Origin of the sequence: Microbacterium sp. NPDC079176, from assembly GCF_040686675.1 — a bacterium.
Taxonomy (GTDB): domain Bacteria; phylum Actinomycetota; class Actinomycetes; order Actinomycetales; family Microbacteriaceae; genus Microbacterium.
The window spans coordinates 709,949-735,705 of sequence record NZ_JBFBLM010000001.1 but is presented as its reverse complement, the minus strand read 5'-3'; the positions used below and the strand labels follow the sequence as shown (position 1 = coordinate 735,705).

General features: G+C 65.8%; 26 protein-coding genes and 1 pseudogene. 12 read left to right on the top strand and 15 right to left on the bottom strand.

The genetic code is table 11. The features are described 5' to 3' along the window. Positions 1-2 precede the first annotated feature (2 nt). Positions 3-545 (top strand): hypothetical protein, encoded by a 543-nt coding sequence (locus AB0P11_RS03505; protein WP_056277023.1) that lies wholly within the window; start codon positions 3-5, stop codon positions 543-545. Positions 546-611: 66 nt separating this feature from the next. Here the strand turns inward: AB0P11_RS03505 and AB0P11_RS03500 are convergent, their stop codons facing one another. The 4 genes from AB0P11_RS03500 to AB0P11_RS03485 all read right to left on the bottom strand — a co-directional run bounded on the left by AB0P11_RS03500 (position 612) and on the right by AB0P11_RS03485 (position 4,908). Next, complete coding sequence (locus AB0P11_RS03500) at positions 612-2,156, bottom strand: DUF5979 domain-containing protein (protein WP_056277020.1); 1,545 nt, start codon at positions 2,154-2,156, stop codon at positions 612-614. Between the two features lie 250 nt (positions 2,157-2,406). Beyond that, positions 2,407-3,093 (bottom strand): response regulator transcription factor, encoded by a 687-nt coding sequence (locus AB0P11_RS03495; protein ID WP_056277718.1) that lies wholly within the window; start codon positions 3,091-3,093, stop codon positions 2,407-2,409. Beyond that, on the bottom strand, positions 3,090-4,205 hold the full coding sequence (locus AB0P11_RS03490; RefSeq protein WP_150115155.1) for a histidine kinase: 1,116 nt from the start codon (positions 4,203-4,205) through the stop codon (positions 3,090-3,092). Before AB0P11_RS03490 ends, AB0P11_RS03495 begins: the two co-directional genes overlap by 4 nt. 4 nt (positions 4,206-4,209) lie before the next feature. Beyond that, a complete protein-coding gene (locus tag AB0P11_RS03485) occupies positions 4,210-4,908 on the bottom strand; it encodes a DUF2306 domain-containing protein (RefSeq protein ID WP_363519775.1) in 699 nt (232 codons plus the stop codon). A 131-nt stretch (positions 4,909-5,039) separates the two neighbouring features. On the opposite strand from AB0P11_RS03485, the gene AB0P11_RS03480 reads away from it, so the two are divergent. Together AB0P11_RS03480 and AB0P11_RS03475 are read left to right on the top strand one after the other, a co-directional pair. Next, positions 5,040-6,056, top strand: a complete 1,017-nt coding sequence (locus AB0P11_RS03480; protein WP_363519772.1) for an NAD(P)-dependent alcohol dehydrogenase — start codon at positions 5,040-5,042, stop codon at positions 6,054-6,056. A gap of 63 nt (positions 6,057-6,119) precedes the next feature. Then, positions 6,120-6,680, top strand: a pseudogene (locus AB0P11_RS03475) (PfkB family carbohydrate kinase); the annotation flags it as partial. Here AB0P11_RS03475 and AB0P11_RS03470 read toward each other — a convergent pair. From AB0P11_RS03470 to AB0P11_RS03445, 6 genes are all read right to left on the bottom strand, one after another. After that, positions 6,653-7,420, bottom strand: coding sequence for an SLC13 family permease (locus AB0P11_RS03470; protein ID WP_363519769.1), 768 nt, complete (start codon positions 7,418-7,420; stop codon positions 6,653-6,655). The pseudogene AB0P11_RS03475 and the gene AB0P11_RS03470 sit on opposite strands and share 28 nt — an antisense overlap. A gap of 126 nt (positions 7,421-7,546) precedes the next feature. Beyond that, positions 7,547-8,605: a zinc-dependent alcohol dehydrogenase gene (locus tag AB0P11_RS03465; protein WP_363519766.1), complete on the bottom strand. Its 1,059-nt coding sequence runs from the start codon at positions 8,603-8,605 to the stop codon at positions 7,547-7,549. Positions 8,606-8,713: 108 nt separating this feature from the next. Further along, on the bottom strand, positions 8,714-10,147 hold the full coding sequence (locus tag AB0P11_RS03460; RefSeq protein WP_363519764.1) for an MBL fold metallo-hydrolase: 1,434 nt from the start codon (positions 10,145-10,147) through the stop codon (positions 8,714-8,716). Continuing rightward, on the bottom strand, positions 10,144-10,725 hold the full coding sequence (locus tag AB0P11_RS03455) for a flavodoxin domain-containing protein (RefSeq protein WP_311417206.1): 582 nt from the start codon (positions 10,723-10,725) through the stop codon (positions 10,144-10,146). The genes AB0P11_RS03460 and AB0P11_RS03455 overlap by 4 nt, the downstream gene beginning before the upstream one ends. A gap of 272 nt (positions 10,726-10,997) precedes the next feature. Continuing rightward, positions 10,998-11,645 carry a response regulator transcription factor gene (locus AB0P11_RS03450; RefSeq protein ID WP_056277004.1) on the bottom strand — a complete coding sequence of 216 codons (648 nt, stop codon included), beginning with the start codon at positions 11,643-11,645 and terminating at the stop codon, positions 10,998-11,000. Then, the gene (locus AB0P11_RS03445) at positions 11,642-13,339 is read right to left on the bottom strand and encodes a GAF domain-containing protein (protein ID WP_082586506.1); all 1,698 of its coding nucleotides are present in this window, start codon (positions 13,337-13,339) and stop codon (positions 11,642-11,644) included. Before AB0P11_RS03445 ends, AB0P11_RS03450 begins: the two co-directional genes overlap by 4 nt. A gap of 105 nt (positions 13,340-13,444) precedes the next feature. Here AB0P11_RS03445 and AB0P11_RS03440 point away from each other — a divergent pair, with 105 nt between their 5' ends. Together AB0P11_RS03440 and AB0P11_RS03435 are read left to right on the top strand one after the other, a co-directional pair. Next, on the top strand, positions 13,445-14,257 hold the full coding sequence (locus AB0P11_RS03440; protein WP_363519759.1) for a universal stress protein: 813 nt from the start codon (positions 13,445-13,447) through the stop codon (positions 14,255-14,257). Beyond that, the gene (locus tag AB0P11_RS03435) at positions 14,254-14,703 is read left to right on the top strand and encodes a universal stress protein (RefSeq protein WP_056276993.1); all 450 of its coding nucleotides are present in this window, start codon (positions 14,254-14,256) and stop codon (positions 14,701-14,703) included. Before AB0P11_RS03440 ends, AB0P11_RS03435 begins: the two co-directional genes overlap by 4 nt. A 167-nt stretch (positions 14,704-14,870) precedes the next feature. Here the strand turns inward: AB0P11_RS03435 and AB0P11_RS03430 are convergent, their stop codons facing one another. Beyond that, positions 14,871-15,473 (bottom strand): pyridoxamine 5'-phosphate oxidase family protein, encoded by a 603-nt coding sequence (locus tag AB0P11_RS03430; RefSeq protein ID WP_363519756.1) that lies wholly within the window; start codon positions 15,471-15,473, stop codon positions 14,871-14,873. A gap of 180 nt (positions 15,474-15,653) precedes the next feature. Between AB0P11_RS03430 and AB0P11_RS03425 the strand changes: the two genes are divergently transcribed. Then, positions 15,654-16,307, top strand: coding sequence for a response regulator transcription factor (locus AB0P11_RS03425; RefSeq protein WP_056276986.1), 654 nt, complete (start codon positions 15,654-15,656; stop codon positions 16,305-16,307). Positions 16,308-16,320: 13 nt separating this feature from the next. On the opposite strand, the gene AB0P11_RS03420 is transcribed toward AB0P11_RS03425, so the two are convergent. Together AB0P11_RS03420 and AB0P11_RS03415 are read right to left on the bottom strand one after the other, a co-directional pair. Continuing rightward, complete coding sequence (locus AB0P11_RS03420; RefSeq protein ID WP_363519753.1) at positions 16,321-16,989, bottom strand: BON domain-containing protein; 669 nt, start codon at positions 16,987-16,989, stop codon at positions 16,321-16,323. Beyond that, positions 16,986-19,502: a phosphoketolase family protein gene (locus tag AB0P11_RS03415; protein WP_363519750.1), complete on the bottom strand. Its 2,517-nt coding sequence runs from the start codon at positions 19,500-19,502 to the stop codon at positions 16,986-16,988. Before AB0P11_RS03415 ends, AB0P11_RS03420 begins: the two co-directional genes overlap by 4 nt. 157 nt (positions 19,503-19,659) lie before the next feature. On the opposite strand from AB0P11_RS03415, the gene AB0P11_RS03410 reads away from it, so the two are divergent. From AB0P11_RS03410 to AB0P11_RS03400, 3 genes are all read left to right on the top strand, one after another. Next, positions 19,660-20,082 (top strand): pyridoxamine 5'-phosphate oxidase family protein, encoded by a 423-nt coding sequence (locus AB0P11_RS03410; RefSeq protein ID WP_363519747.1) that lies wholly within the window; start codon positions 19,660-19,662, stop codon positions 20,080-20,082. A gap of 78 nt (positions 20,083-20,160) precedes the next feature. Further along, positions 20,161-20,631 (top strand): universal stress protein, encoded by a 471-nt coding sequence (locus AB0P11_RS03405; protein ID WP_215174454.1) that lies wholly within the window; start codon positions 20,161-20,163, stop codon positions 20,629-20,631. A gap of 19 nt (positions 20,632-20,650) precedes the next feature. Continuing rightward, complete coding sequence (locus AB0P11_RS03400; protein WP_363519744.1) at positions 20,651-22,480, top strand: heavy metal translocating P-type ATPase; 1,830 nt, start codon at positions 20,651-20,653, stop codon at positions 22,478-22,480. Here AB0P11_RS03400 and AB0P11_RS03395 read toward each other — a convergent pair. Both AB0P11_RS03395 and AB0P11_RS03390 read right to left on the bottom strand, forming a co-directional pair. After that, complete coding sequence (locus tag AB0P11_RS03395) at positions 22,477-23,316, bottom strand: universal stress protein (protein WP_363519742.1); 840 nt, start codon at positions 23,314-23,316, stop codon at positions 22,477-22,479. The genes AB0P11_RS03400 and AB0P11_RS03395 overlap by 4 nt on opposite strands. 37 nt (positions 23,317-23,353) lie before the next feature. Next, the gene (locus AB0P11_RS03390) at positions 23,354-24,025 is read right to left on the bottom strand and encodes a BON domain-containing protein (protein WP_363519739.1); all 672 of its coding nucleotides are present in this window, start codon (positions 24,023-24,025) and stop codon (positions 23,354-23,356) included. Between the two features lie 191 nt (positions 24,026-24,216). On the opposite strand from AB0P11_RS03390, the gene AB0P11_RS03385 reads away from it, so the two are divergent. The 3 genes from AB0P11_RS03385 to AB0P11_RS03375 all read left to right on the top strand — a co-directional run bounded on the left by AB0P11_RS03385 (position 24,217) and on the right by AB0P11_RS03375 (position 25,751). Further along, positions 24,217-24,420: a hypothetical protein gene (locus AB0P11_RS03385; RefSeq protein ID WP_363519736.1), complete on the top strand. Its 204-nt coding sequence runs from the start codon at positions 24,217-24,219 to the stop codon at positions 24,418-24,420. A 291-nt stretch (positions 24,421-24,711) separates the two neighbouring features. Beyond that, positions 24,712-24,798: a hypothetical protein gene (locus AB0P11_RS03380; RefSeq protein ID WP_363519954.1), complete on the top strand. Its 87-nt coding sequence runs from the start codon at positions 24,712-24,714 to the stop codon at positions 24,796-24,798. Next, positions 24,765-25,751 (top strand): hypothetical protein, encoded by a 987-nt coding sequence (locus AB0P11_RS03375; protein ID WP_363519733.1) that lies wholly within the window; start codon positions 24,765-24,767, stop codon positions 25,749-25,751. Before AB0P11_RS03380 ends, AB0P11_RS03375 begins: the two co-directional genes overlap by 34 nt. Positions 25,752-25,757: the final 6 nt, after the last annotated feature.

Below are 25,757 nucleotides of genomic sequence, written 5' to 3'. Positions count from 1 at the left end.
CCATGAATCTCATCGAGACCTTCCAGGGCTTCGTCGCCCAGGTGCCTGAACTCATTCAGCCGCTCATCGTCGCCCTCGCGGGCGCCATCCCCTTCATCGAGGGCGAGGGAGCCGTGTCGATCGGCATCATCGGCGGCATCAATCCGGTGATCGCGGCCGTCGCGGCGATCGTCGGCAACTTCCTCTGCGTGGCCGTGCTCGTCATCGCGAGCTCCGGTGCACGCACCGCGATCGTGAACCGGTCCCGCAGCCGGCAGGCCGTTGCGGCCGGTGGCGGAGCCGTCGAGACGGCACCCGCCGACACGATCGACTCCGACCGCGGTGGCGCCCGCCGCGAGAAGTTCCAGCGGGCGTTCGAGCGCTACGGCGTGCCGGGGGTCAGCCTGCTCGGTCCGCTGCTGCTGCCGACGCAGTTCACCGCCACGATGCTCGCCGCGGCGGGTGTCGGCAAGGTCCGCATCCTCATCTGGCAGGCTGTCGCGATCATCGGCTGGACGACGATCGTCGCGGTGATCGTCGGCAGCGCCGTCTACGCGATCCGCTGAGACAACGACGTCGAACGCACGGAAGCCCACTCGCCGAACGCGAGTGGGCTTCCGTGCGTGTCGGGGTCAGCGACGTCCGGCGCTCGAACGGCGCCTGGCGGCGATTCCGGTGGCCAGTCCGCCACCGACGATCAGTGCGACCGCCAACGACAGGAATGCCGCGCCCGATTCGCCTCCCGTCAGAGCGAGCTCGCCGGGAGCCGCGACCGGGGTCTGCGTCGGCGCCGGAGTCGGTGCCGGAGTTGCGACCGGCGTCGGGGTCGGGGTCGGAACCGGCGTGGCCGGGGTCGGCGTCGGCGTCGGCGTCGGCGACACGACGGGCACCGGGTTGGCGATGTTGGTGAGGGTGAGCTCGATACCGGCCGTGGTTTCCGGCGTGACCTCGAAGGTGCCGTCTCCGACGTCGACGACGCCGTCGCCGGTGATCGTCCACTCACCCCAGGTCACACCCTGGATCTCAGGCAGATCGATCTCCTCGATCACGAAGGTCGAACCGAGCGGAGCACGTCCGCTGAGCACCGACTCCCCCACCGGAACCGTCATCGTGGTGGCTGCCGCATCCGAACCCTCGACCGAATAGCGCACGGTGTAGGTCGCATCCCGAGCGGCATCCGCCTGCGCGCCGGTGAGCTCCTTCGTGATGCCGAACGTCGTGTACGAGACACCACTGCCGTCGCCACCACCCGTTTCGACGACCGTGTGAGTCGCCGAGGTCGCGAACGTGTTGACGATCGCGTGGTTGCCGAAGACATCTCCCTCGGACACCGGCGCATCCGCCTGCGTGTAATACAGCAGCTCATACGCGAATCCGCCCGTCGGCAGACCGGATGCAGCGAACTCGAACGACTGTCCGTCGCCGGCGATGTCGATCGTGTACGCAGAGGGGTCGACCTCGCTCCAGTCGCCGACCTGTGCACCGTTCTCGACGGCCCGCCGGCTCAGCCGGACGTCGCCGGTGTAGTGATGGTCGGTGCGGCCGGCGTCGAGCGTGTCGGCGATCGTGAAGGCACCGTCGTCGACATAGCCGCTCGGAATACCGATGACCCACTTCAGGAGTCCAGGGGTCGCGGTCTCGCCGCCGTACTTGTAGGGCTCGTCCTCTTCCGCCGAATCTCCCGGTACGACTCCGCCGTCACCGGGCAGGTCGACGATCTCGATCGTGTCGCCCAGGTCGAACTCGACGGTCTCGCTGGTCGTCGACTGCGAAGCCCGCGCCTCCATCCAGAACGAGCCGCCGACCTCCTCGAGGCCGCCGACCGCTGCGGTCAGAGTGCACACCATGTCCGGCCCCTGCCCGGCAGCGACGACGCAGTTCGCCATGACCAGACCCGTCGCCGGGTCTGTGATCGTGAACTCACCGGCCGACTGACGACTGAACTCCGCGGGCAGGGTCATCCCGAAGGTCTCCCCTGCCTGCGCCCCGGTCGGGACGGCCCACTCGCCCGTGATCCGCACGGTCTGCCACTGCACCAACGGACCACCGCCGTTCTCGTTCTCGAGCGAGACGCTGCCGATCGCCCCCGGATAGGTCACGGACGGAGCCGCCATCGCGGGTGCGGTGGAGCCGAGCAGCCCCGCGATCGCCAAGACCATCCCCACGATGATCGCCACGATGCCGCGCTGTCGCGGCCTCGCTCCCTCGGCTCTCCTGGCCTCATTCATCCTCTTCGTCCGTGCACGCACGACACCACGCTCCCCAGTCATCGTTCTCCCCATCCGATTCGCGTCGCTCCCAATGCGACACATCTAAGAGATCAGGAAAAGGCGGGGGGATTACGCGGCAACCGGTATACAACTCCGATATACCGGGATGCGGTGTTGGCTGCCGCGTACCGCGGACTGTCTCGACGCGTCCCGGCCGTCATCGATTCCGGTGTTCCCCGCCCGTGGCTCGCGGGCTCATGCGCCCCGTCTGATGCGCCCAGATGGCGATCTCGACGCGATTGCGGACCCCGAGCTTGGTCATGAGGCTCGCCACGTGCGTCTTCACCGTGCTGAGGGTGATGAACAGCTCGCGCGCGATCTCGCCGTTGCTCAGACCCGCAGACACCTTCGCGAGCACCTGCTCCTCGCGCTCGGTCAGCGACTCGACCGGCGGCGGCGATGGTGCGGCGGCGGCCGATCCGGCGAAGGCCTCGAGCAGGCGCACCGTCACGTTGGGGGCGATCAGGGCATCACCGCTCGCTGCGGCGCGGATCGCCTGGGCGAGCAGCTCCGACCCGGCGTCCTTGAGCAGGAACCCTCTGGCGCCGGCCCGCAATCCCGCGAAGACGTACTCGTCGAGGTCGAAGGTCGTGATGAGGACGACCGCCATGGGATCGGGCACCCCTGGGCCGGCGAGCATCCGGGTCGCCTCGATGCCATCGAGGCCGGGCATCCGGATGTCGAACAGGCACACGTCCGGTCGCAGACTGCGGGCGAGGGCGACCGCTTCGGTGCCGTCGGCCGCCTGACCGACGACTTCGATGTCGGTTTGGGCGCCGAGGATCATGCTCAGTCCGGTGCGCACGAGTTCCTGATCGTCGGCGACGAGCACTCGGATCATCATGGCGCCCACCCGGCGCGGGGCAGCACCGCGTTGACGATCCATCCGCCGCCTGACGCCGGACCCGCCTCGCAGGCACCGCCGAGGAGGGCAGCACGCTCCCTCATGCCGATGATGCCGAAGCCGGGAGTCGGCGACGCGGCCACGTCTCCGTCGTTCGTCACTCTCAGGCGCACACCACCCGCGTCTGCCTCCACGCGGACGTCGACGCGGGTGACCTGTCGCGCGTGACGGAGGGCGTTGGTCACCGATTCCTGCGCGAGACGGAAGACGGCGGCAGCCACGGGTGGCGGGATGCTGTCGTCGTTGCGCGCGACCTCGACGACGACGACCGTTCCGCCCGGCCGCGTTCCGGCGAGCTGCGCGATGTCGTCCAGCTGCGCGCTCGGCGCGAGCTCGGCCGTCTCGCCCTGCCGCAGGACTCGCACCATCGACCTCAGCTCGCTCAGCGTCCTGGCCGCCTCCGCCTCGATCACGCCGAGCGCATCCTGCGCTGCGCGCGAGTCCCGCCCGGCCACCGCGATGCCCGCCTGGGCGCGGATCGCGATCGCCGAGACATGGTGGGCGACCGTGTCGTGCAGGTCGCGAGCCAGGTGCTCGCGCTCCAGCATCCGGATCCGGTCGAGGCTTCGTCGTCTCGATCCCGCCCGGTAACGAAAGGCGATGCCGAACAGGGCGACCGTCAGCAGCAGCGCGAACCCCCCGACGAGTTCATCGAAGCCTTCCCCGCGGACGAATGTCAGCGCGAGGCTCGCCAGGAGGATGGCCGACCCGATCACGAGGTCGCGACCTGCCCCCCACCGGTACACGGCGTACACGTTCACCATCACGAAGAGACTCGAGTACAGCGCCGAGTCGGGCAGGAGCAGATCGACCGGCACCATCACGATGATGAGCATGAGAAGCGGCTTCGTGCGGCGCCACAGCACGGTCGGCAGCACGACGAGGAGGGCGATCACCGCGAACAGCGGCTGCGTCAGGTCGGTGCGGACGATGCCCTCGACCACGGCCAGGACGGCGACGAGGGCCAGGAGCACCCAATCCCGCCAGACTCGGGACGGCGGAGGGGGCACAGCGCTCGGCGCACTCCACACGGAACGCACGAGCCCGGTCACGCTGTCATGATACAAGCGCACCACGGCGCGACACCCCGCGCGTCCGCCGGCGAGAGCGGCGCCGGATGAGCAGCTCCGCCACGGCACTGTTGATCATGAACGCGGCGGCGACGAGCCATGCCTCACCGAAGGCGTCGACCTCACCGAGGGGGATCGTCCACAGCGCGAAGACGAGCGCCTGGGTTCCTCCCGACACGGAGGTGGCGTAGGCGCGGGTCATCCAGGCTCCGTGCGCCACGAAGTCGCGTCGTGTGATCGCGATCACGCCCCGCACGAGGAACAGGGTCATCGCCACGGCGAAGACGAGACGAACCATCGCGAGCGCGAGTTCATCCGGTGGACCACCGAAGAAGACCGCTAGCCAGGCCGCTGAGAGGGCCGCGACGAATCCTGCGGGAATCAGCACGCGGCCGGCCACGCGGTGCCAGGCACGCCGCGTTCGCAGCGCGGGTGAGAACTGGAATGCCCCGAGAACGCAGTAGACGGTCATCGCCACGATGTGCGCGACGATCGCGACCGTCGACGCCAGGAGGAGAGTCCTCACGGGTTCCCCGCTCACCTCCTGCAGACGAAGCACTCCACCGATCACGGGAAGCACGCTGAGCAGCAGAAGGCCGGTGATCGCCGGCCACCCGCTCTTCGATCGCCGACGCCGCTCCTTCTGCTCGGGAGTCGATCGGGCGGCCTTCATCTGCTGCGACATGTCTCGATGCTCGTCTCATCGACAGTCGGGGGCATCGGCCGTCAGCACGGACTCGGAACCGTACTTTCGGCCGAGCGGATCCGGGCTTCCTGGCCGATGACGAGCATCCCCGGGACGACCAGCATCGAGACATGACCACTGACACGACCATGACCGCGGCCGTCTACCACCGCTTCGGCGCCCCTGAGGAGGTCCGCCTCGAACAGCGGGCGGTCCCCACGCCCCGGCCCGGCGATGTGCTCATCCGGGTGCACGCGAGCACCGTGAGCGTCGGCGATCATCGCGCCCGCGCTCGGGACATCCCGGCCGGCCTCGGGGTGCTCGCCGCAGTCGGACTCGGCGTGTTCCGTCCCAGTCGGCCGATCCTGGGCATGGATGCCGCGGGCGTCGTCGCGGCCGTCGGCTCGGGCGTCACCGCCTTCGCACCCGGCGACAGGGTGATCGCCTCGACCGGCGGAGCGTTCGGCGGTCATGCCGAGTACGTGCGCCTGTCTGCCGACGGCCCGATCACCCGAGCTCCCGACACAATGAGCTTCGAAGAGGCGGTGACGCTGGTGTTCGGCGGCATCACCGCGCAGTGCTTCTTCGCCCAGGTCGCGATCGGCCCCGGCACCTCCGTGCTCGTCAACGGAGCATCCGGCGCGGTCGGCACTGCCGCGATACAACTCGCGAAGCAGCTCGGAGCAGACGTCACCGCCGTCACGAGCGGCGGCAACGTCCCACTGGTCGCGTCCCTCGGCGCCGATCGGGTCATCGACTACACCCGCGAGGAGTTCGCGGCGGGGGGCGACACGTACGACGTGATCGTCGACTGCGTCGGCAATGCCCCTTTCAGCCGGGTGGAGACACTCATCAACCCCGGCGGTGCACTGCTGCTCGTCATCAGCGATCTGCGGTCGATGCTGACGAGCCGCAGGCACACTCGCCGGTCGGGAAAGCTCGTCACCTGGAACGTCGGCACGCCGGGCGCGGAGGACCTCGCCCACCTCGTGAGCCTCGCGGATTCCGGTCGCTTCCGGGCCGTCATCGACAGGACCTTCGAGCTGGCCGACATCGTCGAGGCGCACCGCTATGTCGACACCGGCCGCAAGCGGGGAAACGTGGTGCTGCGCATCCCCCAGCCCGGAGCGAACCACGCGCATGGGTGATGACCGGCAGCATCTCGCTCGACATCGCGGCTAACCGTCGCGGATGTCGAGGCATCGGCGAGCGCGGTCAGCCGTGCAGGCACGATCTGTCTGCAGTCTCAGCAACCGGGCGATGCACTGTCGGCCGCTCTGATGATCGCGCGACGAGCGGACGCGACGGTGGCGCTCGACGGAGCGCCCGAGCCGGAGGTTCGCGACGAACTGCTCGCCGGAGCGGACGTCGTGCGTGCCGACGCCACGGAAGCCGAAGGACTGACGGGGATCGCCGTGTCGAACCTGGACTCGGCTCACGAGGCGTGCCGGTGGCTGCTCGCTCGCGGACCCCGCATAGCGGCCGTGGAGGTGGCAGGCGAAGGCGACCTCGTCGTCTGGGAGGACGGCAGCGCCTACCGCGCACATGACGACGACGAGACGGTGGTGGACCGCACGGGAGGCGGCGACGGATTCTTCGTGGGACTCGTGCGGGGTATCGCGAACGGGTGGTCGATGGATCGCGTCGCGGATCTCGCTGCACGGGCTGCCGCGTCGACCGTGGCACGGCTGGGCGGTCGGCCGGAACTCGCGCACCTCGTGCGGTCATGCCGCGTGATCGGGAGTCAGAACGGCCAGATGAGCGGGACGTAGAGCACCGCGACGGCGACGTAGATCGCGACGAGTGGGAGACCGAGACGCCAGTAGTCACCGAATCGGTAGCCGGCGGGCTGCATGACCATGAGATTCACGGGTGTCGCGATCGGCGTCAGGAACGCAGCCGCTCCGACGACCGTGAGCGCCATCATGAACGGCTGCACGCTGACGCCCATGCTCGATGCGACCGACACCGCGATCGGCGCGATGACGATCACGGTCGCCACGTTCGAGATGAACTGCCCGAGGATCACCGACGCGACGCAGATGGTGAGCAGAGCGAGATGGGGCGAGGTGTTGCCGACCAGCTGGAGAACCGCGTCGCCGACGAGATCGGCGGCGCCGGTGGAGACGAACGCCGATGACAGCGGGATCATCCCGGCGATGAGCGTGACAGTGGGCCACGAGATCGCCGAGAACGTCTGCGTCACGGTGAGCACCCGCGTGACGATGAGGGCACCGGCCGCGAGAAGGCCAGCGATGACGGGCGGGACGACACCCGTGGCGAGGAGCACGACCATCGCTCCGAGGATCACCAGCGCGCGCCGCGCACCCCGGCCGAGCGGCACTGTCCGCTGCATCTGCTGGGGCGAGCTGACCGGAATCACATCGGGTGAGCTCGTATAGCGGTGCAGTGCCTCCCACGGCCCCTGGACGAGCACGGAGTCACCCGCCTGCAGCGTGACCGCGCCGGTCGCCCTTCCGCCCACGTCGCCCGGACGGCATCGCCGACCCACGTGGGGACTTGACCGCATCTGCCGGCTATCGGCGTCACGGTCGTCGACAACCGGATTCATGTTCTGTGGTTGTCGCATGATTCGGGGCTGGCTGGCTCCCACATAGAGATCTCAGCCCGCAATCCCTCAGCGCCCTGCCGTAGCGGGTTCTCGAACCGGAACGACGTCCGCGGTGTGGTACCGGAACACAAGCCGAGCGGGCACCGTGCCGGCGAGCACCTCATCGACAGAGGAGTTCACGCTCTGAAGTTCGCGTGTCTCAGTGACCACCCGAGTCCGCCCTGCAGCATGCAGGGCGAAGACCTCGGCGAGGTCCTGTCTCGTACCGACAATGGAGCCGATGATGCTGATCCCCTTCAGGACGGTGTCGAAGACCGGCACGGTCAGCTCGCCTCCGGCTGGCAGCGAGACAAGGACGAGTCTGCCTCCGCGATTCAGGGAGCTGAATGCCTGATCGAAGACTGCGGGCGCGACGGCGAGGACCACGACGACGTCCGCTCCGCCGAGAACCCGGATCGCCTGAACCGGATCCGTGTCGCGCGCGTTGACGACATGATCCGCTCCAAGCTCAGTGGCCAAGTCGAGCTTCTCAGCGGTGACATCCACTGCAATGACTTTCGCACCGACCAGGCGTGCGTACTGGACCGCGAGGTGTCCGAGTCCACCGACACCGAAGATGGCGACTGTCTCTCCGGGGGTGACGCGTGCGTTCTTGATCGCCGCATAGGTGGTGACTCCGGCACAGGTGAGAGGTGCGGCGTCGAGGGCGCTGACACCGTCAGGAACGGGGGTGGCGAAGCGGGCGTCGGCAAGCATGTACTCGCTGAACCCTCCGTCGACGGCGTAGCCGTTGTTGTACTGATGCTCGCAGAGGTTCTCTCGGCCGCTGACGCAGTATCGGCATTCCCCGCACGCGTGGCCGAGCCAGGGCATCGCCACCCGCTGCCCGACAGTACGGCCGGTCACCCCGTCGCCGATCTGCTCGATGATCCCCACTCCTTCGTGGCCCGGGACCAGAGGCAGGTTCGGCTTCACAGGCCAATCTCCGTGCATCGCATGGATGTCGGTGTGACAGAGTCCGCACGTTTCCAAGCGGACCAGGACCTGGCCGGCACCAGGCTGTGGGATCGGACGCTCGTCAACGTGCGCCGGTGAACCGAACTCTGAGACAACTGCTGCTCGCATCATTCCTCCTTGACGGGTGGGTACGCTCGAAGTCTTTCGCTGTGCAGGCGCACTTGTCGGGTCGAAGGTCCTTCGCCGCAGCGTCGACGAAGCTGCTGATCTCACGTATCAGGCCGACATCGCGTGCGCAGCTGCATGGTGCTCCGTGATCTGAACCTGCTGCTCTTGATCGGGCACCTGAGCCGGCCACCCCATCTCCCGTTCGATTCGGAGTCTGAGAGTGTCCGCTGCGGAAGGTTCGCCGTGGGTGACGTATACGGCCTGGGGCGGATGCGGAGCACCCTTCATCCATGCGATGAGCTCGTCGGCATCCGCATGAGCTGACATCGCATCGATCATCGCGACCTCGGCCCGGATCGGCACATCGTTGCCAAAGATCCGGAGAGACCGTTCCCCCGCAAGAAGTCGAGCGCCGCGTGTGCCCCCGGCCTGATAACCAGTCAGGACGATGGTGTTGCGGTGCTCGGGTCCGTAGGCGCGGAGATGGTGCAAGATGCGTCCACCGTCGAGCATCCCGCTCGCCGAGACGATGATCATCGGGCCGCCCCTCAGGTTGAGGAGTTTCGATTCATCGACGCTCCGGACGAAGGTCGCGAGACCGTAGATCCGCTCGACTTCATCCTTCGATATGCGGTGCTGCTCAGGACGGTTGCGATAGACGTCGGCGACGCTGACCGCCATGGGGCTGTTGACATAGATAGGCGCGTCGGGGATCGCCCCGCGTTCCCGAAGCCGCGACAGGTGCAGAAGTACTGTCTCCGTACGCCCCACGGCGAACGCCGGGATCAGCACCACTCCCCCACGATGGACGGTGCGATTCACGATGTCACGCAGCTGCTCTTCGGGATCGACCTTGGCGTGTCGGCGATCTCCATAGGTCGACTCGGTGACGAGGACGTCTGCTCCTTCGAACGCGTGAGGGGCGCGCATGAGGGGGTCGTCCGAGCGGCCGAGGTCGCCGGTGAAGCACACCCGCCGTGCGTCGACGTCGAGGTAGACGCTGCTTGCCCCGAGGATGTGGCCGGCACCGAGAAGTCTCGCGGTCATCGAACCCGCCACCGGCACCGCTCCCCCTTCGGGTACGGCGACGAATCGCTCGAGTGCCACCTTTGCGTCATCGACCGTATAGAGCGGTCGCGGCTTTTCATGCCTGGACCATCCATGCCGTGCGGCGTGACGCGCCTCCTCCTCCAGCAGGTGCGCGCTGTCCAGGAGCATGATCCGGCAGAGAGCCGAGGTGCCCTCGCTCGCGTAGATGTGTCCGCGGTACCCATCGCGCACGAGCGCCGGAAGATACCCGGAGTGATCGAGATGAGCATGGGTGAGAACGACTGCGTCGATCGAGCTCGGTGGAACCGGGAACGGAGCACGGTTGCGCTGGCGCAGCACCTTGAAGCCTTGGAACAGACCGCAATCGACCAGAACCCGTGAGGTGGAGTCGGTGACGAGGTAGCGTGACCCGGTCACGGTATCGGCGCCGCCGAGGAAGGCCAGGGTAGCGCCTGATGTCGTCCGCGCGTGACGCGTATTCGTGGCGTTCACGTGTGCACGCGCGTCGAGGGGCCTGTCAGCGCCCGCGTTGTCGCCGCGATCTCACGACCCCAGCGCAGTGCGCGGTCATGCTCGTCCGGGAGGAGATGACTGTCCTTATCCACGAGGAAGCTCTCCGCCGGGAGCACCTCGCGTAGCCCGTGCTTCTTCAACCGCCTACCGATCGCGGATGACGCAGCGCCGGTGAAGATGCGGGGCATGTCGACACGAGTATCGAAGGCCACGTAGCCGTGTCGTGCGGCGGGCGGTAGCTCGATCCACTCTCGGACTCCTGTGGTCAGACTCCCGCTCTCCAGCGCCAGGTGCCTCGAGGGATTGAGCGCCCATCGTTCGGCTTCAGTGCGTGATGCCGGGCTGCTCAACGAGTGTGCGTGGGTGGGAGCTCCCACCACGAGGACATCGCATTCTGGGAGCGCGGCTGCTTTCGCGACCGGCACGACGGTCACGGGCATGTGTTGTTCGCGGATGCCGTCCGCGATTGTCTCTGCGATGAGACGAGTGTTGCCGAACAGCGATTCGTAGACGATCGCGATCATCGGCCCCGGGCTGGGTGAGCTGTTCGCTGTCACGATTCCTTCTCCTCGAGCATCAGAGCGGTGATGTCGATGGGCTGGGTCGGCGGAAGTGCGAGGTCAGCGGGACCAACCTGCAAGGTGGGCAGGACGGCGAAGATCGAGTCGTTCATGGTGCTCCTTCAGCAGCGATGTGGCTCCCCCTCCTCCGATCGTTTCCGTTCGCGTGCTCGCCGGGCAGGGCCGAAGGTCCCCCGGCGAAAGTGGTGAGGCCGGAACCTCGGATCTGTGATGCGCGGGACCAGCCGGCCGAGCCGGCTGACGCCTGATCACGGCCGGGCGCGACCTTCCCACTCTTCTGTCGCAAACACGGCAGCTTGGGTGCGGCGTTGCATCCCGAGCTTGGCGAGGAGCCCGGAGACATAGTTCTTGACGGTCTTCTCGGCGAGGCCAAGGCGCTCACCGATCTGACGGTTGGTGAGCCCCTCCGCGATCAGCATCAGCGCCTGGCGTTCTCTGAGAGTCAACTCCACCGCTGGCGATTGAGCTTCCGCTACTCGAGCCTGAAGCCTGCGGTGCACGCCATCGGCGACCTCGGTGGGGATGAGGTTCTCTCCCCGCGCCGCACGATGGATCGAGTCGACGAGGTCCGTTCCACGGATCGTCTTGAGCACGTATCCGGATGCACCTGCAATCACCGCTGCGACGCTCGCAGCATCGTCGTCGACTGCTGTCAGCATGAGGCAGCGGATCTCGGGGTGGTCGGATCGAATGAGTCGGCACAGATCCACCCCGTTTCCGTCCGGAAGGTTCACATCGAGGACGACGACGTCCGGAATCGTCGCTGAGACACGGCCGCGAGTCCCCTGCACCGCGCCGGACTCCCCCACAACCTCGAGGCCCGGGTCTGCATCGATGATCTGGGCGATGCCGCGGCGAACGATCTCATGATCGTCCACGAGGAAGACCCTGGTCATGAGGATGCCTGCGACGTTGATCCGAGCGGCACGCGCCAGCGTACCCGCGTGCCACCTGTGCTTCGCCGCTCGATTTCGCACGTACCGCCATGCGCACGTGCGCGCATGAGGAGGTTCGCAGTACCGCTGGACCGAGGGAGTTTTTCGGGAACGCCGACCCCGTCGTCTTCCACAACAACCGTGACGAGCGATGCTGTGACGGAGACGCTGACTTCCGCGCTGTTCGCGTGGGCGTGACGAGCCACGTTGCTCAGTGCCTCTCGCACGACCGCGATGACGTCTTCCGCGAGTCGGCCGGTCACCAGCAGATCGACCGGGCCGGTGAAAGCGATTCGGGGCGGACTCTGGAGCAGCGGTGCGAGTTCATTCGCGACGTCGATGAGTCGATGTCGAACGGATTCGGGGTCAGAGGTCTGAAGAGTGAATATCGCCGTACGGAAATCGGCGATCGCAGCGTCGATCTCTGCGACCTGCGCACTGATGGCGACAGCGTGCGCAGGCAATCGTGCGGCAAGCGCCTGTAGCCCTAGACCTGTCCCGAACAGACGCTGGATGACATTGTCATGGAGATCTCGGGCGATACGCGCGCGCTCTTCGATGAGATCCAACCGCTGGCGATCAGTGCGGGCCTGAGCAAGCGCGAGTGCGAGACCTGCCTGCGCTGCGAATTCCGCAAGGCTGGAAAGATCCTCGGGCGAGAACCGACGACCGCTCTCATCGCGAGTCACGCAGAGTGCACCGACAGGTGCGCCGGTGGCGATCAGTGGCACGGCCACCGTCGATCCACCGGTGTCCTGCTGCTGCTCCGACAGGATCTCGGTGACTCCGTCGGCCACGACGACACCTCCGCCGGACATGGCCGCTGAGATCAGGGTGTTACTGGCAGGGACCTCAGCGCCCTCGAGAGATTCGGCGCCGAACCCGCGAGCGGTCTCGATGCGGTAGTCGCCCGTGAGCGGGTCTGAGACCACGATGCACACCACATCGGCGTCAACCAGTGTCGCCACGCGTTCTGCGAGAACACCGAACACGTCGCCCGCGTCGGGTGACAGGAGGGCAGCATTGATCTCCGCGAGTGCACCGCTCAGCCGCTGCAGCCTCCGTGACTCCTCGAAGCGTCGCGCGTTGTCGATCGCGATCGCCGCTGTCGATGCGAGGGCGAGCACGAGCTCCTCGTCCTCTTCCGAGAACGAGCCCGCGGCTGGGTTGGTGAGGTACAGGTTTCCGTAGATTTCGTCTCGTACGCGAATGGGCACCCCGAGAAAGCTGCGCATCGGGGGGTGATGCGCGGGGAACCCGACTGACCGCGGGTCTTCTCCGAGATCGTCGAGCCGGATGGGATGTTCGTTCTCGATGACCGCCCCGAGAATGCCCAGCCCCTCCGGAAGGTGTCCGATCTGGTGGGCCAGCTCCTCCTCCATGCCTACATGGATGAATTGCTCGAGGCCTCCGTCGCGGTCGATGACGCCGAGCGCGCCGTACTGCGCTTCCACCAGGGCGACGGCTGCTTCCGCGATATGACGGAGCACGTGCTCGAGTTCGATGTCCTCTACGACGGCCTGGTTGGCGCGCAGAAGACTTCTCAGTCGTCCCTGATCAGCGAGGACGAGATGGGCACGATCCAGTATTTCCCCGATCGTGTCATCTGGGTCCGTTCGTCGCCGGCCAGGTACGTGGAGGTGATCGTCGGCCATCACATTCCCTTCCGGGCTCCCGCTGGTGATGACCTTACTCTCAAACGCCGCTCGGGGGACCTTCGCCTCTGTGCGAGCGGTGACGCAGGTCGCAGCATGGTGTGAGTGCCCGATCTGATCTGTGAAGGCGATGCACGCATGCCCGCTCGATATGTACTTGGCGTCGGCGATTCCGACGCGGCTGCCGCAGGACGGTGGGCAGAATCCCACGCCCGCCGTGAGGCCGTTCCGCTGGTGCGAGTGCACGTCGGTGATGGCATCACCGACGAAACGTTAGGTCTCAAGGACGGCACAGAGGAAATGGACATCGTCCATATCGGCGGGCGGGTTCCTGAAGCGCTCGCCCGGTTCGTGACCGCCGATGACGTTCTGGTCATCGGCACGGGCAAGACCGGATTCATTCATAGCCGCGTTTTCGGCACCGTGAGTCTGCAGATCGCCGCCGAGGCGCCGTGCTCTGTGGCGGTTATCCCGACGATCGATCTACGTTTCCGACGGGGAATCGTCGCCGGCGTGAAGGACGACGATCTCATGACCGCTATCGTCGGCGCTGCCGCCGGTGAGGCCCGGGCCCGCCAGGAGCCGATCGAACTCATCCATTCGTCCTTCAGCGGGGTGATTCCTGCCACGGTCGAAACGCGCGCGACCATCGCGGCTCGTGTCGCTGCCGTGGAGAGCATGGTTGATGCGGGCACGAGGGTTCGAACGCGTTACACGCAGCGACCGCCCGCAGAGGCACTGCTCGACGCCTCGCGTAACGCCGCACTCCTCGTTGTAGGGGTAGGGCACCCACGCGGTGCCGGGCACGCGCTCGGCGCTGTGACGCACGACGTCCTCGTGAATATTGATGCCCCTGTCCTCGTCGTGCGGCGCTCTGCCGCCGACCGTACCTCACCGGGATCGGCCCAGAATTCATGAGCGACAACGCAAACACTCCGCCCGTAGTCGTCGGGGTAGACGGTTCCACATCGTCGGTCGAGGCGCTCATCCGCGCCGCGACGATCGCGACAGCACTCCACGCACCATTGCAAGCGATCATCGCGTGGACCTACCCGGTGATGCTGGGCCTTTTCGACCCAAGCACCGACTGGTCGCCGAAGGCAGATGCGGAACACCTGCTACAAGACGCGATGCAGGAGGCCTTTCAAGGATCCCCTCCGGAACAGTTCAGCCAGTCAGCCGTTCCCGGCCCGGCCGCTGCCGTACTGCTCGAACAAAGCGATCGCGCCACCATGCTCGTCGTGGGAAGCCGCGGACGCGGCGGATTCTCGAGGCTCTTGCTCGGTTCGGTAAGCGCCTCCTGTGCATCCCACGCGCGTTGTCCGGTGCTGATCGTGCATACGCCGAACGGGTCGGTTGGCTGACGTTCGTATGGGCAGGGGTGGTCTGCCCGAAGCACCACCCCTGCCCACGTCCCCCCTCGGCGCCGCCCTTCCTCGTTTCCCAGGGCCCCACACCTGGCGAACGGAGAAACCCCATGAGAGGCGGCTGACCGCGACCCTTTCGGGTGCAGTGGCGTAGCGTCGACGAGTTATCCACCCCACGGCCGAAGGTGCGGGATGGGCTGCGGCTTATCGGCCGCCCGTGCCCCTGGAGCACCGTGATCGACGTGCTCGCCACGTGCGCGCCCGCCCGAAGTGGAAGCGGATGGGACGTTCCCCCGCGTCGCGGACCGGCCGCGGACGGGGAAGCGGCGGCCCGTCACGGTGTCGGGTACGAGGCGCACGTAGTTGTGCTTCGCCGTGGGACTGTCAGATGCAAGCGTGAGAACACCGGAGGCTTCGATGTCAGCATCCGTGTCCATGCGCATCGCGTGTCCGCGGATCACGATGCTCCACTGGAACGCGCCATCCACCCCGTCGATCTCGAGAGCAACGTCCGGATGCCCGGCAAGGCTTCGCAGCTTAGCCCCAGGCGCCGATTTCATGAACACGCTGCCCTCATGCACGAGGTAGTTAAGGGGAAACAGATCAGGGCGTCCGTCGATGTTCTGAATCGCAAGGCGACCGAGCGAGTTCGCCTCGACGAGTTTCCAGCAAGCGGCTGTTCCGATCTCCTCTACACCGGCTGACGCGGCCGTCTCCGGCGCGGTCGGTGGATCCCGGTAGTACGGGTTGGGGTCATCATTCGCCATGGTGGGTCTCCTGAGCATCGGGTCTTCGGATCAGCCGCCGACGTGTTGTCGTCGGTGGTCGAGACGCGTCCAGTCAATCGCTGACACCTTCCTGTGAGCAGGGTCGAAAGTCCCGAGGGCGCGTCACCGCGGAGTTGTACTCTGTGGTTACCCGCCAGTGTGAGGGGATCGGAGGGCGACATGTTCCGGATCGTTCTCGTAGACGATCATGAGATGGTGCGGCGCGGGATCGCGGATCTTCTCGAGACGCAGTCTGATCTCAGCGTCGTCGGTGAAGCAGCAACGGTTCACGATGCACGAGCGGTCGTCGCCGCAACTCTGCCGGATGTGGCGGTCTTGGACGTACATCTCCCCGACGGCAGTGGCATCGATCTGTGTCGTGAGATCCGCCAAGCGCACCCGCAGGTGCAATGTCTGATATTCACGGCGTTCGATGACGACGATGCCTTGTTTGCCGCCGTTCTCGGAGACGCGGCCGGCTACCTGATGAAGACGCTCCGCACCGATGAACTACTTCACTCGATCCGCGCCGTCGCGCAGGGCCAGCGACTTATCAAACCCTCGATGGTGCGCCATGTCACTGGCACCGTCGATCGTGCCGACACTGCTGATCCTCGCTTCGGTGCTCTGAGCATGCGCGAGAAGGAAGTCCTCGCACTCATCGCTGAAGGGCTCTCCAACCGGCAGATCGGCGACCGGCTCGGCCTCGCGGAGAAGACCGTCAAGAACTACGTCTCATCTCTGTTGAACAAACTGGGTCTCGAGCGACGCACGCAGGCGGCGGTCCTGCAGGCCGAGAGAGCCAGCCGCGCGTTCGACCATCGCGCCCCGTAGCTCTGATCCCCGGTTACCGGGCGCGCACCTCGATGCGATTGTCCACGTATGTCACGTGTGGTGAGGCCCAGGCCGCGTCTGCCGCTTGACTCTTCTCCGGCCATGAGCGCACGGTGCCGGTGAGGATCGCAGTGGTCCCTTCGATCGCGACAGAGACCGCGTTCGCATCCACCGCCGCGTTCCGAAGTATGGCACCACGGATGCGCTCTGTCGCATCTTCCGATGACGGTCGTGCGCTCAACGTGATCAGGCTGTTGACGTTCCTGACCCCGCGAAGGTGTTGTACTGCGCGCTTCGCCGACCGGCGTTGGTGGTCCCACTCGACTTCCCCCATGAGCGTGACTTCGCCGTCGTCGATCACCGCTTTGACCGTGTTCGGCACGTTCGCGGTGGCGTGGAGGGCGTGGTCGACTTCCCTAGCCACATCGGTGTCGGTGATCTGCGCGCCGTCCATCGGGCGCACGATCATGTCGTCGACTACGGTGCTCGCGCCGCGGACGCGGAGAGCCGCGTGCTTGACCGTGAGGCGCTCAGAGTAGCTGTTCACCTCCCCCGACAGGGCAACCGCGCCGTCTGTCACAGCCACTCCGATCGCCGCGTCATCGAGACCCGGTGTCCATTGCAGCTCCTGAGAGACAGCCCTTTGCACATCTCGATCGTCGATGTGTTCTGTCGTGTTCATCGTCTTGTTCCTTTCGACCGCTCTTCGTCGAGGGCTTCACCACTTGCTGCTGGCTCTGGCTCGTGCCATTCCCAGTTCCTGATCTCAGGCGCGTCTTCTCCGTGGAGCCGCGTGTAGGCCCTCGCTCGCAGGCGCGAATCCTGCATCTCCTGACGCAGGACAGCCTCCCGGGGTCCCAGGCCGGGCACATGGTCGATCACGTCCATCACGAGGTGGAAGCGGTCGAGGTCGTTCATCATCACCATGTCGAACGGGGTGGTCGTCGTTCCTTCCTCGATGTACCCGCGGACGTGGAGCTGGTCGTGGCCGTGTCGACGGTATGTCAGACGATGGATCAGCCAGGGGTACCCGTGGTAGGCGAAGATCACCGGCCTGTCGGTGGTGAAGATCGCGTCGTATTCTCGATCTCCGAGGCCATGCGGATGCTCCCCCTCGGTCTGCAGGCGCATGAGGTCGACGACGTTCACCACGCGCACCTTCAAGGAGGGAAGCCGCTGGCGCAGGATGGATGCCGCAGCGAGCACCTCCAATGTCGGCACGTCGCCGGCCGCGGCGAGCACCACATCGGGTTCCTCGCCGGCATATTCGGAGCCCGCCCAGTCGAAGATGCCGAGTCCACGGGTGCAGTGCTCGATCGCCGCATCCATCCCGAGCCAGTTCGGTGCGGGCTGCTTTCCTGCGACGACGACGTTGACATAATCGCGTGAGCGCAGACAGTGGTCGTAGGTCGACAGGAGGGTGTTCGCATCGAACGGGAGGTACACGCGCACGACGTCGGCCTTCTTGTTGACGACATGGTCGATGAAACCGGGGTCCTGGTGCGAGAGCCCGTTGTGATCCTGCCGCCAGACGTGCGAGCTCAGCAGGTAGTTCAGCGAGGAGATCGGGCGACGCCAAGGGATGCCCCCGGTGGTCTTCAGCCACTTGGCGTGCTGATTGAACATCGAGTCCACGATGTGGATGAACGCCTCATACGAGTTGAGCACGCCGTGTCGACCCGTCAGCAGGTACCCCTCGAGCCAGCCCTGACACTGATGCTCACTGAGCATCTCCACCACCCTGCCGGTGTGCGACAGATGATTGTCGGCATCCATCGGCAGCGACTCCGCGTTCCACTGTTTGTCTGTCACCTCGAAGACGGCATCAAGTCGATTGGATGCCGTCTCGTCGGGACCGAAGATGCGGAAGTTCTCGGGGTTGGCCGTGATCACGTCACGAAGCCAGCCTCCGAGGACGCGGGTGGCCTCGGTCACCGTGGCACCGGGGCTGGGCACGTCGACGGCGTAGTCGCGGAAGTCCGGGAGTCGCAGTTCTTTCCTCAGCAGCCCGCCGTTGGCCACCGGGTTCGCACTCATACGGAGCTCTCCTTCTGGAGCCAGCGCCGTCACCCACTCGGCGACGGCACCGTTCTGATCGAAGAGCTCTTCCGGCCGGTACGACAGCAGCCACGAGTGAAGCAGCTCTGTGTGCGCTTCCGTATCGCGCGCATCACGCAGCGGCACCTGGTGTGAACGCCAGTTGTTCTCCGCCGGATGCCCGTCGATCTCGTGCGGACATGTCCATCCTTTCGGCGTGCGCAAGATGATCATCGGCCATGCCGGCCGGGTGCGGAGAACGCCGGCCGCGGCATCCGCTTTGATCTGTGCGATGTGGTCGAGGACGTCATCCAGCACGATCGCGAAACGTCGATGCACGTCCATCGGGGCCTCGCCATCGAACCCGCCGGAGACGAGATACGGAATGTGCCCGTACCCACGCATGAGGGAGAGCAGCTCCTTCTCGGGGATACGTGCGAGCACTGTCGGGTTGGCGATCTTGTACCCGTTCAGGTGAAGAATCGGCAGAACGACGCCGTCGTGCAGCGGATCGAGGAACTTGTTCCCGTGCCAGCTCGTCGCCAGCGGCCCCGTCTCCGCCTCGCCGTCTCCGACGACTGCAGCGACGAGGAGGTCGGGGTTATCGAACGCGGCGCCGTACGCGTGAGAGAGGGAATAGCCCAGTTCCCCACCCTCGTGAATCGACCCGGGTGTCTCCGGCGCCACATGGCTCGGGATCCCTCCGGGGAACGAGAACTGGCGGAAGAGACTGCGCAGTCCGTCCTCGGAGTGGTCGATGCTGTTGTAGACCTCGCTGTACGTGCCGTCCAAGTAGGCGTTCGCGACCATCCCCGGTCCCCCGTGTCCTGGCCCGGCGATGTAGATCGTGTGGAGAGAGCGTTCCCGGATCACTCGGTTGAGGTGGGCGTAGATGAAGTTCAGCCCCGGGGTCGTTCCCCAGTGTCCGAGAAGTCGAGGCTTGATGTGCTCGGGTCTGAGAGGCTCGCGGAGTAGCGGGTTGTCGAGAAGGTAGATCTGCCCCACCGAGAGGTAGTTCGCCGCCCGCCACCAGGCGTTCAGAACCTCTAGAGTCGACGCCGCAGGAGGGTTTCCGGCTCCTCGGGGCCAAGAGGATGTGGGCGCGATGTCGACCGCGATCTCGGTCTGCGCGGGAGATGAAGTCCGAGATGCGTCCATGCACGCAGTCTTGCCCGGGGACGGTCGCGGGATAGAGCCGAAGGTCCCTCGCCCATGCCGATGCAGCCCACGCGATGACAGGACCTTGGTCCCCCGGCTCGCTGAGTCCCCCGTGCACCATGAGAGCGAGACAGGAACCTCTCAGGACGGGAGAATCATGACTGAGATCGAACGCTCGCCGACACGACAGCTGACCGAGGACGAGTGCTGGGAACGTCTCGCCCGAGCCCCGTACGGACGGATCGCCTGCGGTGCGGCCGGAGAGATCGACATCTTCCCGATCAACCACAAGACCGACGATCGAACGATCTTCTTTCGAACCTCGGCAGGTACGAAGTTGCTCGAGCTGACCATCCGCGCGGCCGTCGCCTTCGAGATCGACGGCTACGACGAGCACGAAGCCTTCAGCGTGGTGGTGAAGGGGACAGCCCAGGAATTCGATCGCGACGCCGACGTGCTCGCGGCAGAACGACTGGGTGTGCACCCATGGGCCCCGGAAGAGAAAGACCGCTGGGTACGGATCGATGCATCTGAGGTTCGCGGCAGGGTCTTCGATCTTGAGGCGCAGAGCGCGCCGTGAACCTCAACGGCGAAGGTTCCGACGTTCCGTGTGACCTTTGGCCCAGTGGCCTGAACCCAAAAGCAGGATCGTGAAGCTATGTCGAACACACACTCACACCACATCGTCGTCGGCGTGGACGGATCCGATTCCTCTATCGACGCCCTCCGTTACGCAGCACGTCTGGGGAAAGCGCTGAAGGAGCCTCTGCATGTCGTCACGACCTGGACGGCTCCCCCGATCGATCCATACTTGGCTATCGAGTGGTCACCCGCTGAGTTCGCCCGCGAAGCTCTGGACGAATCGCTCCAGGGAGCATTCGCTGGCAACCCACCACGCGACCTCACCAGCGAAGTCCTGCTCGGGTCGGCCGCGCGAACCCTGATCGGCCTCAGCAACTCGGCATCGATGCTGGTCCTCGGCAGCCGCGGGCACGGCGGCTTCGTCGGGCTCCTCCTGGGATCAGTCAGCGCTGCCTGCGCGGAACACGCCCACTGCCCCGTCCTCATCGTGCACACGAAGAAGACGACCGACAGCGAGTCCTCTCCGTCATCTTCGGACGAGACCTGAACCCTTGAGGCCCGTCCTGTTGCGGTACCCGATCATCACTCTCACGGTTCTCGTCTTCGTCGGAGTCATCACGGCGCTCGCGGCGGGAGCCGAGAACACCGGTCGTTGGGCGGCGACGATCTACGTGGCCGCCTTCATCAGCTGGACACTGGTGAGAATGGTGCGGGATGTGCTCCGAGGGCACGTCGGTCTCGACATACTGGCGCTCGTGGCGATGATCGCCACGTTGGCGGTCGGTGAGTACGTAGCGTCGCTGATCATCGTGTTGATGCTGTCGGGGGGCGAGGCGCTGGAGGATTTCGCCGGACGACGCGCAAAGCGCGACCTCTCCGCACTTCTGGACCGCTCGCCTCGCACCGCGCACGTCCTGGAGTGGGCCGACGCGGACGCCGGCGAAGCCATCCGTGACGTTCCCGTCGACGAGGTCAAGATCGGGGATGTGCTTCTCATCCGCCCTTCTGAGATCGTGCCGGTCGACGGGTCTCTTCTCACGGAGACCGGATCATTCGACGAGTCGTCGTTGACGGGCGAGAGTATGCCGGTCACCCGCGAGATGGGCGGAGAGGTGCTGTCCGGGGCGATCAATGGAAGCCGGGCGGTGCGGATTCGAGCAGTGCGGACCAGCGAGGACAGCCAGTACCAACAGATCGTCGCTCTCGTGCGTGCAGCGGAAGACTCCCATGCGCCGGTGGTGAGGCTGGCCGACCGATTCGCTATCCCGTTCACCGCAGTCTCGCTCGTGCTGGCCGGGACCGCATGGGCGTTGTCGAGTGATCCGACGCGGTTCGCAGAGGTCCTGGTCCTGGCAACGCCCTGTCCACTCCTGATCGCCGCCCCGGTCGCCTTCCTCGGCGGGCTCTCCCGTGCCGCGAAGGCCGGCGTGATCATGAAGGGCGGCGCCGTCATCGAGCAGATCGCCCGCGTGCGTTCCGCCGCCTTCGACAAGACGGGAACCCTCACCCAGGGTCGCCCACGACTCATCAAAGTCCGACCAGCCGAAGGCTTCGATGCGGATGAGCTCCTGATGCTCGCCGCCTCGGCAGAGGAGTACTCATCACATGTTCTCGCCGACGGTATCCGTCGCGCTGCGGAGGATCGGGGCCTGGCGCTGCGCACCGCCAGCGCCGCACGTGAGGAAGCGACCAACGGTGTGGTGGCGACGATCGATGGGCGCACCGTGACTGTCGGCAAACCCGCCTACGTCATCGCTATCGCCCCCGATACTCCCAGGGCCGCGCTCGACGTCGGCGAAGCCGCCGCATACGTCGCCGTGGACGGACGATTCGCCGGCGTTCTGGTACTTGCCGATGACGCGCGCCCCGAAGCCGCGTCCGTGGTGTCCTGGCTCCGGAGTCACGGCATCGAACGGATCATCATGCTGACCGGCGACGTCCGGTCGACGGCGGAATCCGTGGGACATCGAATCGGTGTCGACGACATTCACGCGGAACTCCTCCCGCCCGAGAAAGTACGGCTCGCGCAAGACCTGCAGCCACGCCCGGTGATGATGATCGGCGACGGAGTCAACGATGCCCCTGTGTTGGCCGCCGCCGACATCGGCGTGGCGATGGGCGCGAAGGGCGCGACGGCGGCCGGCGATGCCGCCGACATCGTGATCCTGGTGGATTCGCTGTCGAAGGTCGTGGACGCCGTATCCATCGGCCGTCACACGCTGCGGGTCGCCCTCACGGCGATCTGGATCGGCATCGGGCTGAGTCTCGCGCTCATGATCGTGGCGATGACCGGAATCATCCCCGCAGTCGCTGGCGCGGTCACGCAGGAGTTGGTGGATCTGGCCACGATCCTCTACGCATTGCGGGCGTTGCGGGGCCCGCGGGATCTCGCTTAGCGCACCACGACGGTGGCGGTCGCGAGCCGGGAGAGGACTTCCTCGCTGGTGGATCCGAGAAGAAAACGAGCGATCACCCCGCGCCCGTGAGACCCGACCACCGCCAGCCGGGCTTTGGCTGCCCGGTCGCTGATCGTCCGTCCCGGAGTGCCCCTCTCCACCACGCGATGCACGACGAGATCCGGATACTGTTGCCCGATCCCCGCCAGCGCAATGGCGAGTGTCTCTTCTGCCGCCTGCTGCATCCCTGACAGGTAGGTCGACGGGTAACCGTGCATCCCCACAGGCAGCGGAACGGTCGTCCATGTCGTCACAGCCGTGAGGACGTCGCCAGCTCTGTCAGCCTCCTCGGCAGCGAACGATATTGCTCGCTCGGAATCAGCCGATCCGTCGATGCCCACGACAACTCCACTTCGGTTAGTGAGATCGATGTCGGGCACCACCGCGACCGGGCTATGAGCGCCCGCCGCTATGCGGACACCGTGCAGACCGCGTCGGTCCCCTTTCGACGGACCACGGTGGTCGCTTCCGATGACGAGGAGATCGCAGACCATCGAGGCCTCGATGAGTTCGCCGACAGGATCGCCCCGCCCCACACGCGTGTCGACGGTCAGTCCCCGTGACTGCAGCCGAGTCGCCTCACGCGCAAGCATCGCCGCCGTCAACGCGAGAGCCTCCCGGAGCATCTCCCCCTCCCCGACCGCACCTACAGCACCACCGACGATCGAGATGAGGGTGAGTCTGCCACTGCGGTCATATGCGCGTCGTGCCGCCCACTCGACCGCCTCACGCGAAGCGTGAGTGTCGACGACGCCGACCAGGATGCTATCCGGCATGGGATCCTACTTTCCGCTCCAGCGAACGCTCTCGTCATCAATCTGACTGGACTCTCACGTTGTTCTCGACCTCAGTGATGTGAGGAGAGGCCCACGCGGCACGACCTGCCTGCTCCTTCTCTGCCCATGACCGCACATGTCCGGACAGGGTGGCCCTGTTCCCGATGACGGTGACGACGATGTGGTTGGCGTCGAGCTGCGCGTTGCGGACAAGCGCGTTCCTGATTCGCTCCTTCGCATCGCTGGCAGAGACTCGAGCGAACAGCGTGATCCTGTTGTCGACCCGATGCACCCCGCGCAGATGCTGCACGGTTCGCTGCGCGGCCCGGCGTTGGAAGTCCCAGAGAACCTCGCCGGTGAGAATCACGTTGTGATCCGACACCTCAGCTTTGACTGTGTCGGGGACATTGTCTGCCCACTGCAGAGCGCGTCGCACCTCCCGGGCGACGTCCGTGTCCGTGATCGTGATCGATGCCTTCGGGTGCACGGTCAATGCGTCGACGACGGTCGACACGCCTCTCACACGCCGTGCCGCACGCTTGGCAGCGAGACGCTCCGAGTGCTGGTCGACCTCACCAGTGAGGATCACGGCGCCGTCCTCGACAGCAACGCCGATTCCGGCGGCGTCCACGTCCGGGGTCCAATCGAGTTCGTCCTGAACGGCGGTCTGGATGTCGTTGTCGCTGCGCGCCACGGTGGGAGTGCTCATTGCTCGTCCTCTCTTCGGTGCGGGCGATATCGCGCGCTATCCACAGACTTCCCGACTTCGCGAACCCCATGCAGGGTCATTGGTCCCGCAGGGACTGGATCAGAGGCGACCCATGACCGTCTCGGTCATGGGTCAAGGTTGAAAGGACTTCCGACCCAGGAGCTGCGCCCGGGCTGTGTGAAGCTCCGTCCATGCACGAACAACCGAGTCGAATCAGGGTCGTTGAGAAAGCCGGCCCATGGGGGTTCTTCTTCCTGCTCTGCTACATCGGTGCTGCCATCTATTTCGTCTCGAACTCCAGCGGGGGTTTGTGGGACGTCGTTCTCGGCCTGCTTCAGGCAGCGGTCTGGCCCGTCTACGTGACCTTCCACGTGCTCGGCATCCTCGGGGCGTGACGGCACACCCGGTGTGACGATGCAGATGGTGGGAGAACAGCTGTTCGTTCCTGATGAACGGGCGGTCGAGATCTACCGCGTCTTCGCTCGCTCTGTCAGTGCTCTCGCGCATGTTCGACTCATCGTGACTCGGAGCCAGGTGGCATTCTGGGCGCGGCGCCCTTTCGCCTATGCGTGGAACCCCTCTCGTTACATCACGAGCGCAGTACCGATGGTCGTTTCTGTCGCGACGAAGGGACCGCTGAGCTCTTCACGATCAAGGAGGTTGTCCATCCGTCGCCGCGGACCTGGATGCATCACATCGAACTCCGCTCGGTCACCGATGTCGATGAGGAACTTCTTCGATGGGTCGTGCAGGCCTACCAGGAAGCAGCCTAGCTGGCTCCGCACTCGCCCTCGTTCACACTGTCGGTGGGACCTTCGGTCCGGAAGTCATGGTCCCTGCGGGCCATGCTGTCTGGGTGAGGCAGTCAGAGGAGATCAGCTTTCTCGGCAAGGTCACCGTGGCCCATGTCGTCACCTACTTTGTGGTGGGCGCGGCCGCAGCGGCGATGCTCGATTACGAGTCGGTGTTCGCAGCACCAATCGTGCGTGACTACATGAAGGATTTCGGATCCGTCGCCGTGCTGATCGGGCCGCTGGTGCAGGTTTTCCGTGGTCTTATCATCGCCGCCGTGCTTCTGCCGTTCCGCTCTGCTCTCATACCGCGCTACGGGTGGCTTCGCCTGTGGATGCTGCTCATCGGGATCGGCATCCTCTCGACCGCAGCTGCGGCACCATCATCGGTCGAAGGAGTCATCTACACCAGACTTCCTCTGTGGTATCACTTAATCGGCTTGCCCGAGATGCTCGGACAGACCCTCCTCTTCAGCATCGCTACTGCGCTGATAGCCCGCCACCCGACGGGAGTGCTCGCCGCACTCCCGCCGATCTTCGAGCGCCTCCTGCGCGCACTCGTGGCGGCATCTCTGGCGTTCGCCGGCTATGCGGTCGTGTCGGTCCTCTTCGCTCTGTCCGCAGGCGCTGAGATCGACCCCGGGGAAAGTCTCACCCTCAAGGTCCAGGGCCTGTTCATCGCGCCGTTTCGTATCAACGGGATCATCGCATTCGTGGCGACTCACGGCTTGACTGCTCGGGCCCGCCTTGTCGCTGCCCTCGTCTCGTTCTCCGCCGGTGTTGTGGTGATCGCCCTCTATCAAGCAGTAGTGAGCGGCGGCACGAACCTCCCCTACGCGCTGATTGCCCCTGCCGTTCCGGCGGCCATCCTGTGGGTGCTGATGCCGCGAGACTCGAGGCGGAGTGGCCCGGAGCCTCTGGCCGACGTTAGATAGCGTCGG

Coding starts and splice junctions, on each gene's coding strand:
- AB0P11_RS03505 (WP_056277023.1), top strand. CDS start 3: ATGAATCTCATCGAGACCTTCCAGGGCTTCGTCGCCCAGGTGCCTGAA.
- AB0P11_RS03495 (WP_056277718.1), bottom strand. CDS start 3,093: ATGATGATCCGAGTGCTCGTCGCCGACGATCAGGAACTCGTGCGCACC.
- AB0P11_RS03485 (WP_363519775.1), bottom strand. CDS start 4,908: ATGTCGCAGCAGATGAAGGCCGCCCGATCGACTCCCGAGCAGAAGGAG.
- AB0P11_RS03480 (WP_363519772.1), top strand. CDS start 5,040: ATGACCACTGACACGACCATGACCGCGGCCGTCTACCACCGCTTCGGC.
- AB0P11_RS03465 (WP_363519766.1), bottom strand. CDS start 8,605: ATGCGAGCAGCAGTTGTCTCAGAGTTCGGTTCACCGGCGCACGTTGAC.
- AB0P11_RS03450 (WP_056277004.1), bottom strand. CDS start 11,645: ATGACCAGGGTCTTCCTCGTGGACGATCATGAGATCGTTCGCCGCGGC.
- AB0P11_RS03445 (WP_082586506.1), bottom strand. CDS start 13,339: ATGGCCGACGATCACCTCCACGTACCTGGCCGGCGACGAACGGACCCA.
- AB0P11_RS03435 (WP_056276993.1), top strand. CDS start 14,254: ATGAGCGACAACGCAAACACTCCGCCCGTAGTCGTCGGGGTAGACGGT.
- AB0P11_RS03430 (WP_363519756.1), bottom strand. CDS start 15,473: ATGGCGAATGATGACCCCAACCCGTACTACCGGGATCCACCGACCGCG.
- AB0P11_RS03425 (WP_056276986.1), top strand. CDS start 15,654: ATGTTCCGGATCGTTCTCGTAGACGATCATGAGATGGTGCGGCGCGGG.
- AB0P11_RS03420 (WP_363519753.1), bottom strand. CDS start 16,989: ATGAACACGACAGAACACATCGACGATCGAGATGTGCAAAGGGCTGTC.
- AB0P11_RS03415 (WP_363519750.1), bottom strand. CDS start 19,502: ATGGACGCATCTCGGACTTCATCTCCCGCGCAGACCGAGATCGCGGTC.
- AB0P11_RS03410 (WP_363519747.1), top strand. CDS start 19,660: ATGACTGAGATCGAACGCTCGCCGACACGACAGCTGACCGAGGACGAG.
- AB0P11_RS03405 (WP_215174454.1), top strand. CDS start 20,161: ATGTCGAACACACACTCACACCACATCGTCGTCGGCGTGGACGGATCC.
- AB0P11_RS03395 (WP_363519742.1), bottom strand. CDS start 23,316: ATGCCGGATAGCATCCTGGTCGGCGTCGTCGACACTCACGCTTCGCGT.
- AB0P11_RS03390 (WP_363519739.1), bottom strand. CDS start 24,025: ATGAGCACTCCCACCGTGGCGCGCAGCGACAACGACATCCAGACCGCC.
- AB0P11_RS03385 (WP_363519736.1), top strand. CDS start 24,217: ATGCACGAACAACCGAGTCGAATCAGGGTCGTTGAGAAAGCCGGCCCA.
- AB0P11_RS03380 (WP_363519954.1), top strand. CDS start 24,712: ATGCATCACATCGAACTCCGCTCGGTCACCGATGTCGATGAGGAACTT.
- AB0P11_RS03375 (WP_363519733.1), top strand. CDS start 24,765: ATGGGTCGTGCAGGCCTACCAGGAAGCAGCCTAGCTGGCTCCGCACTC.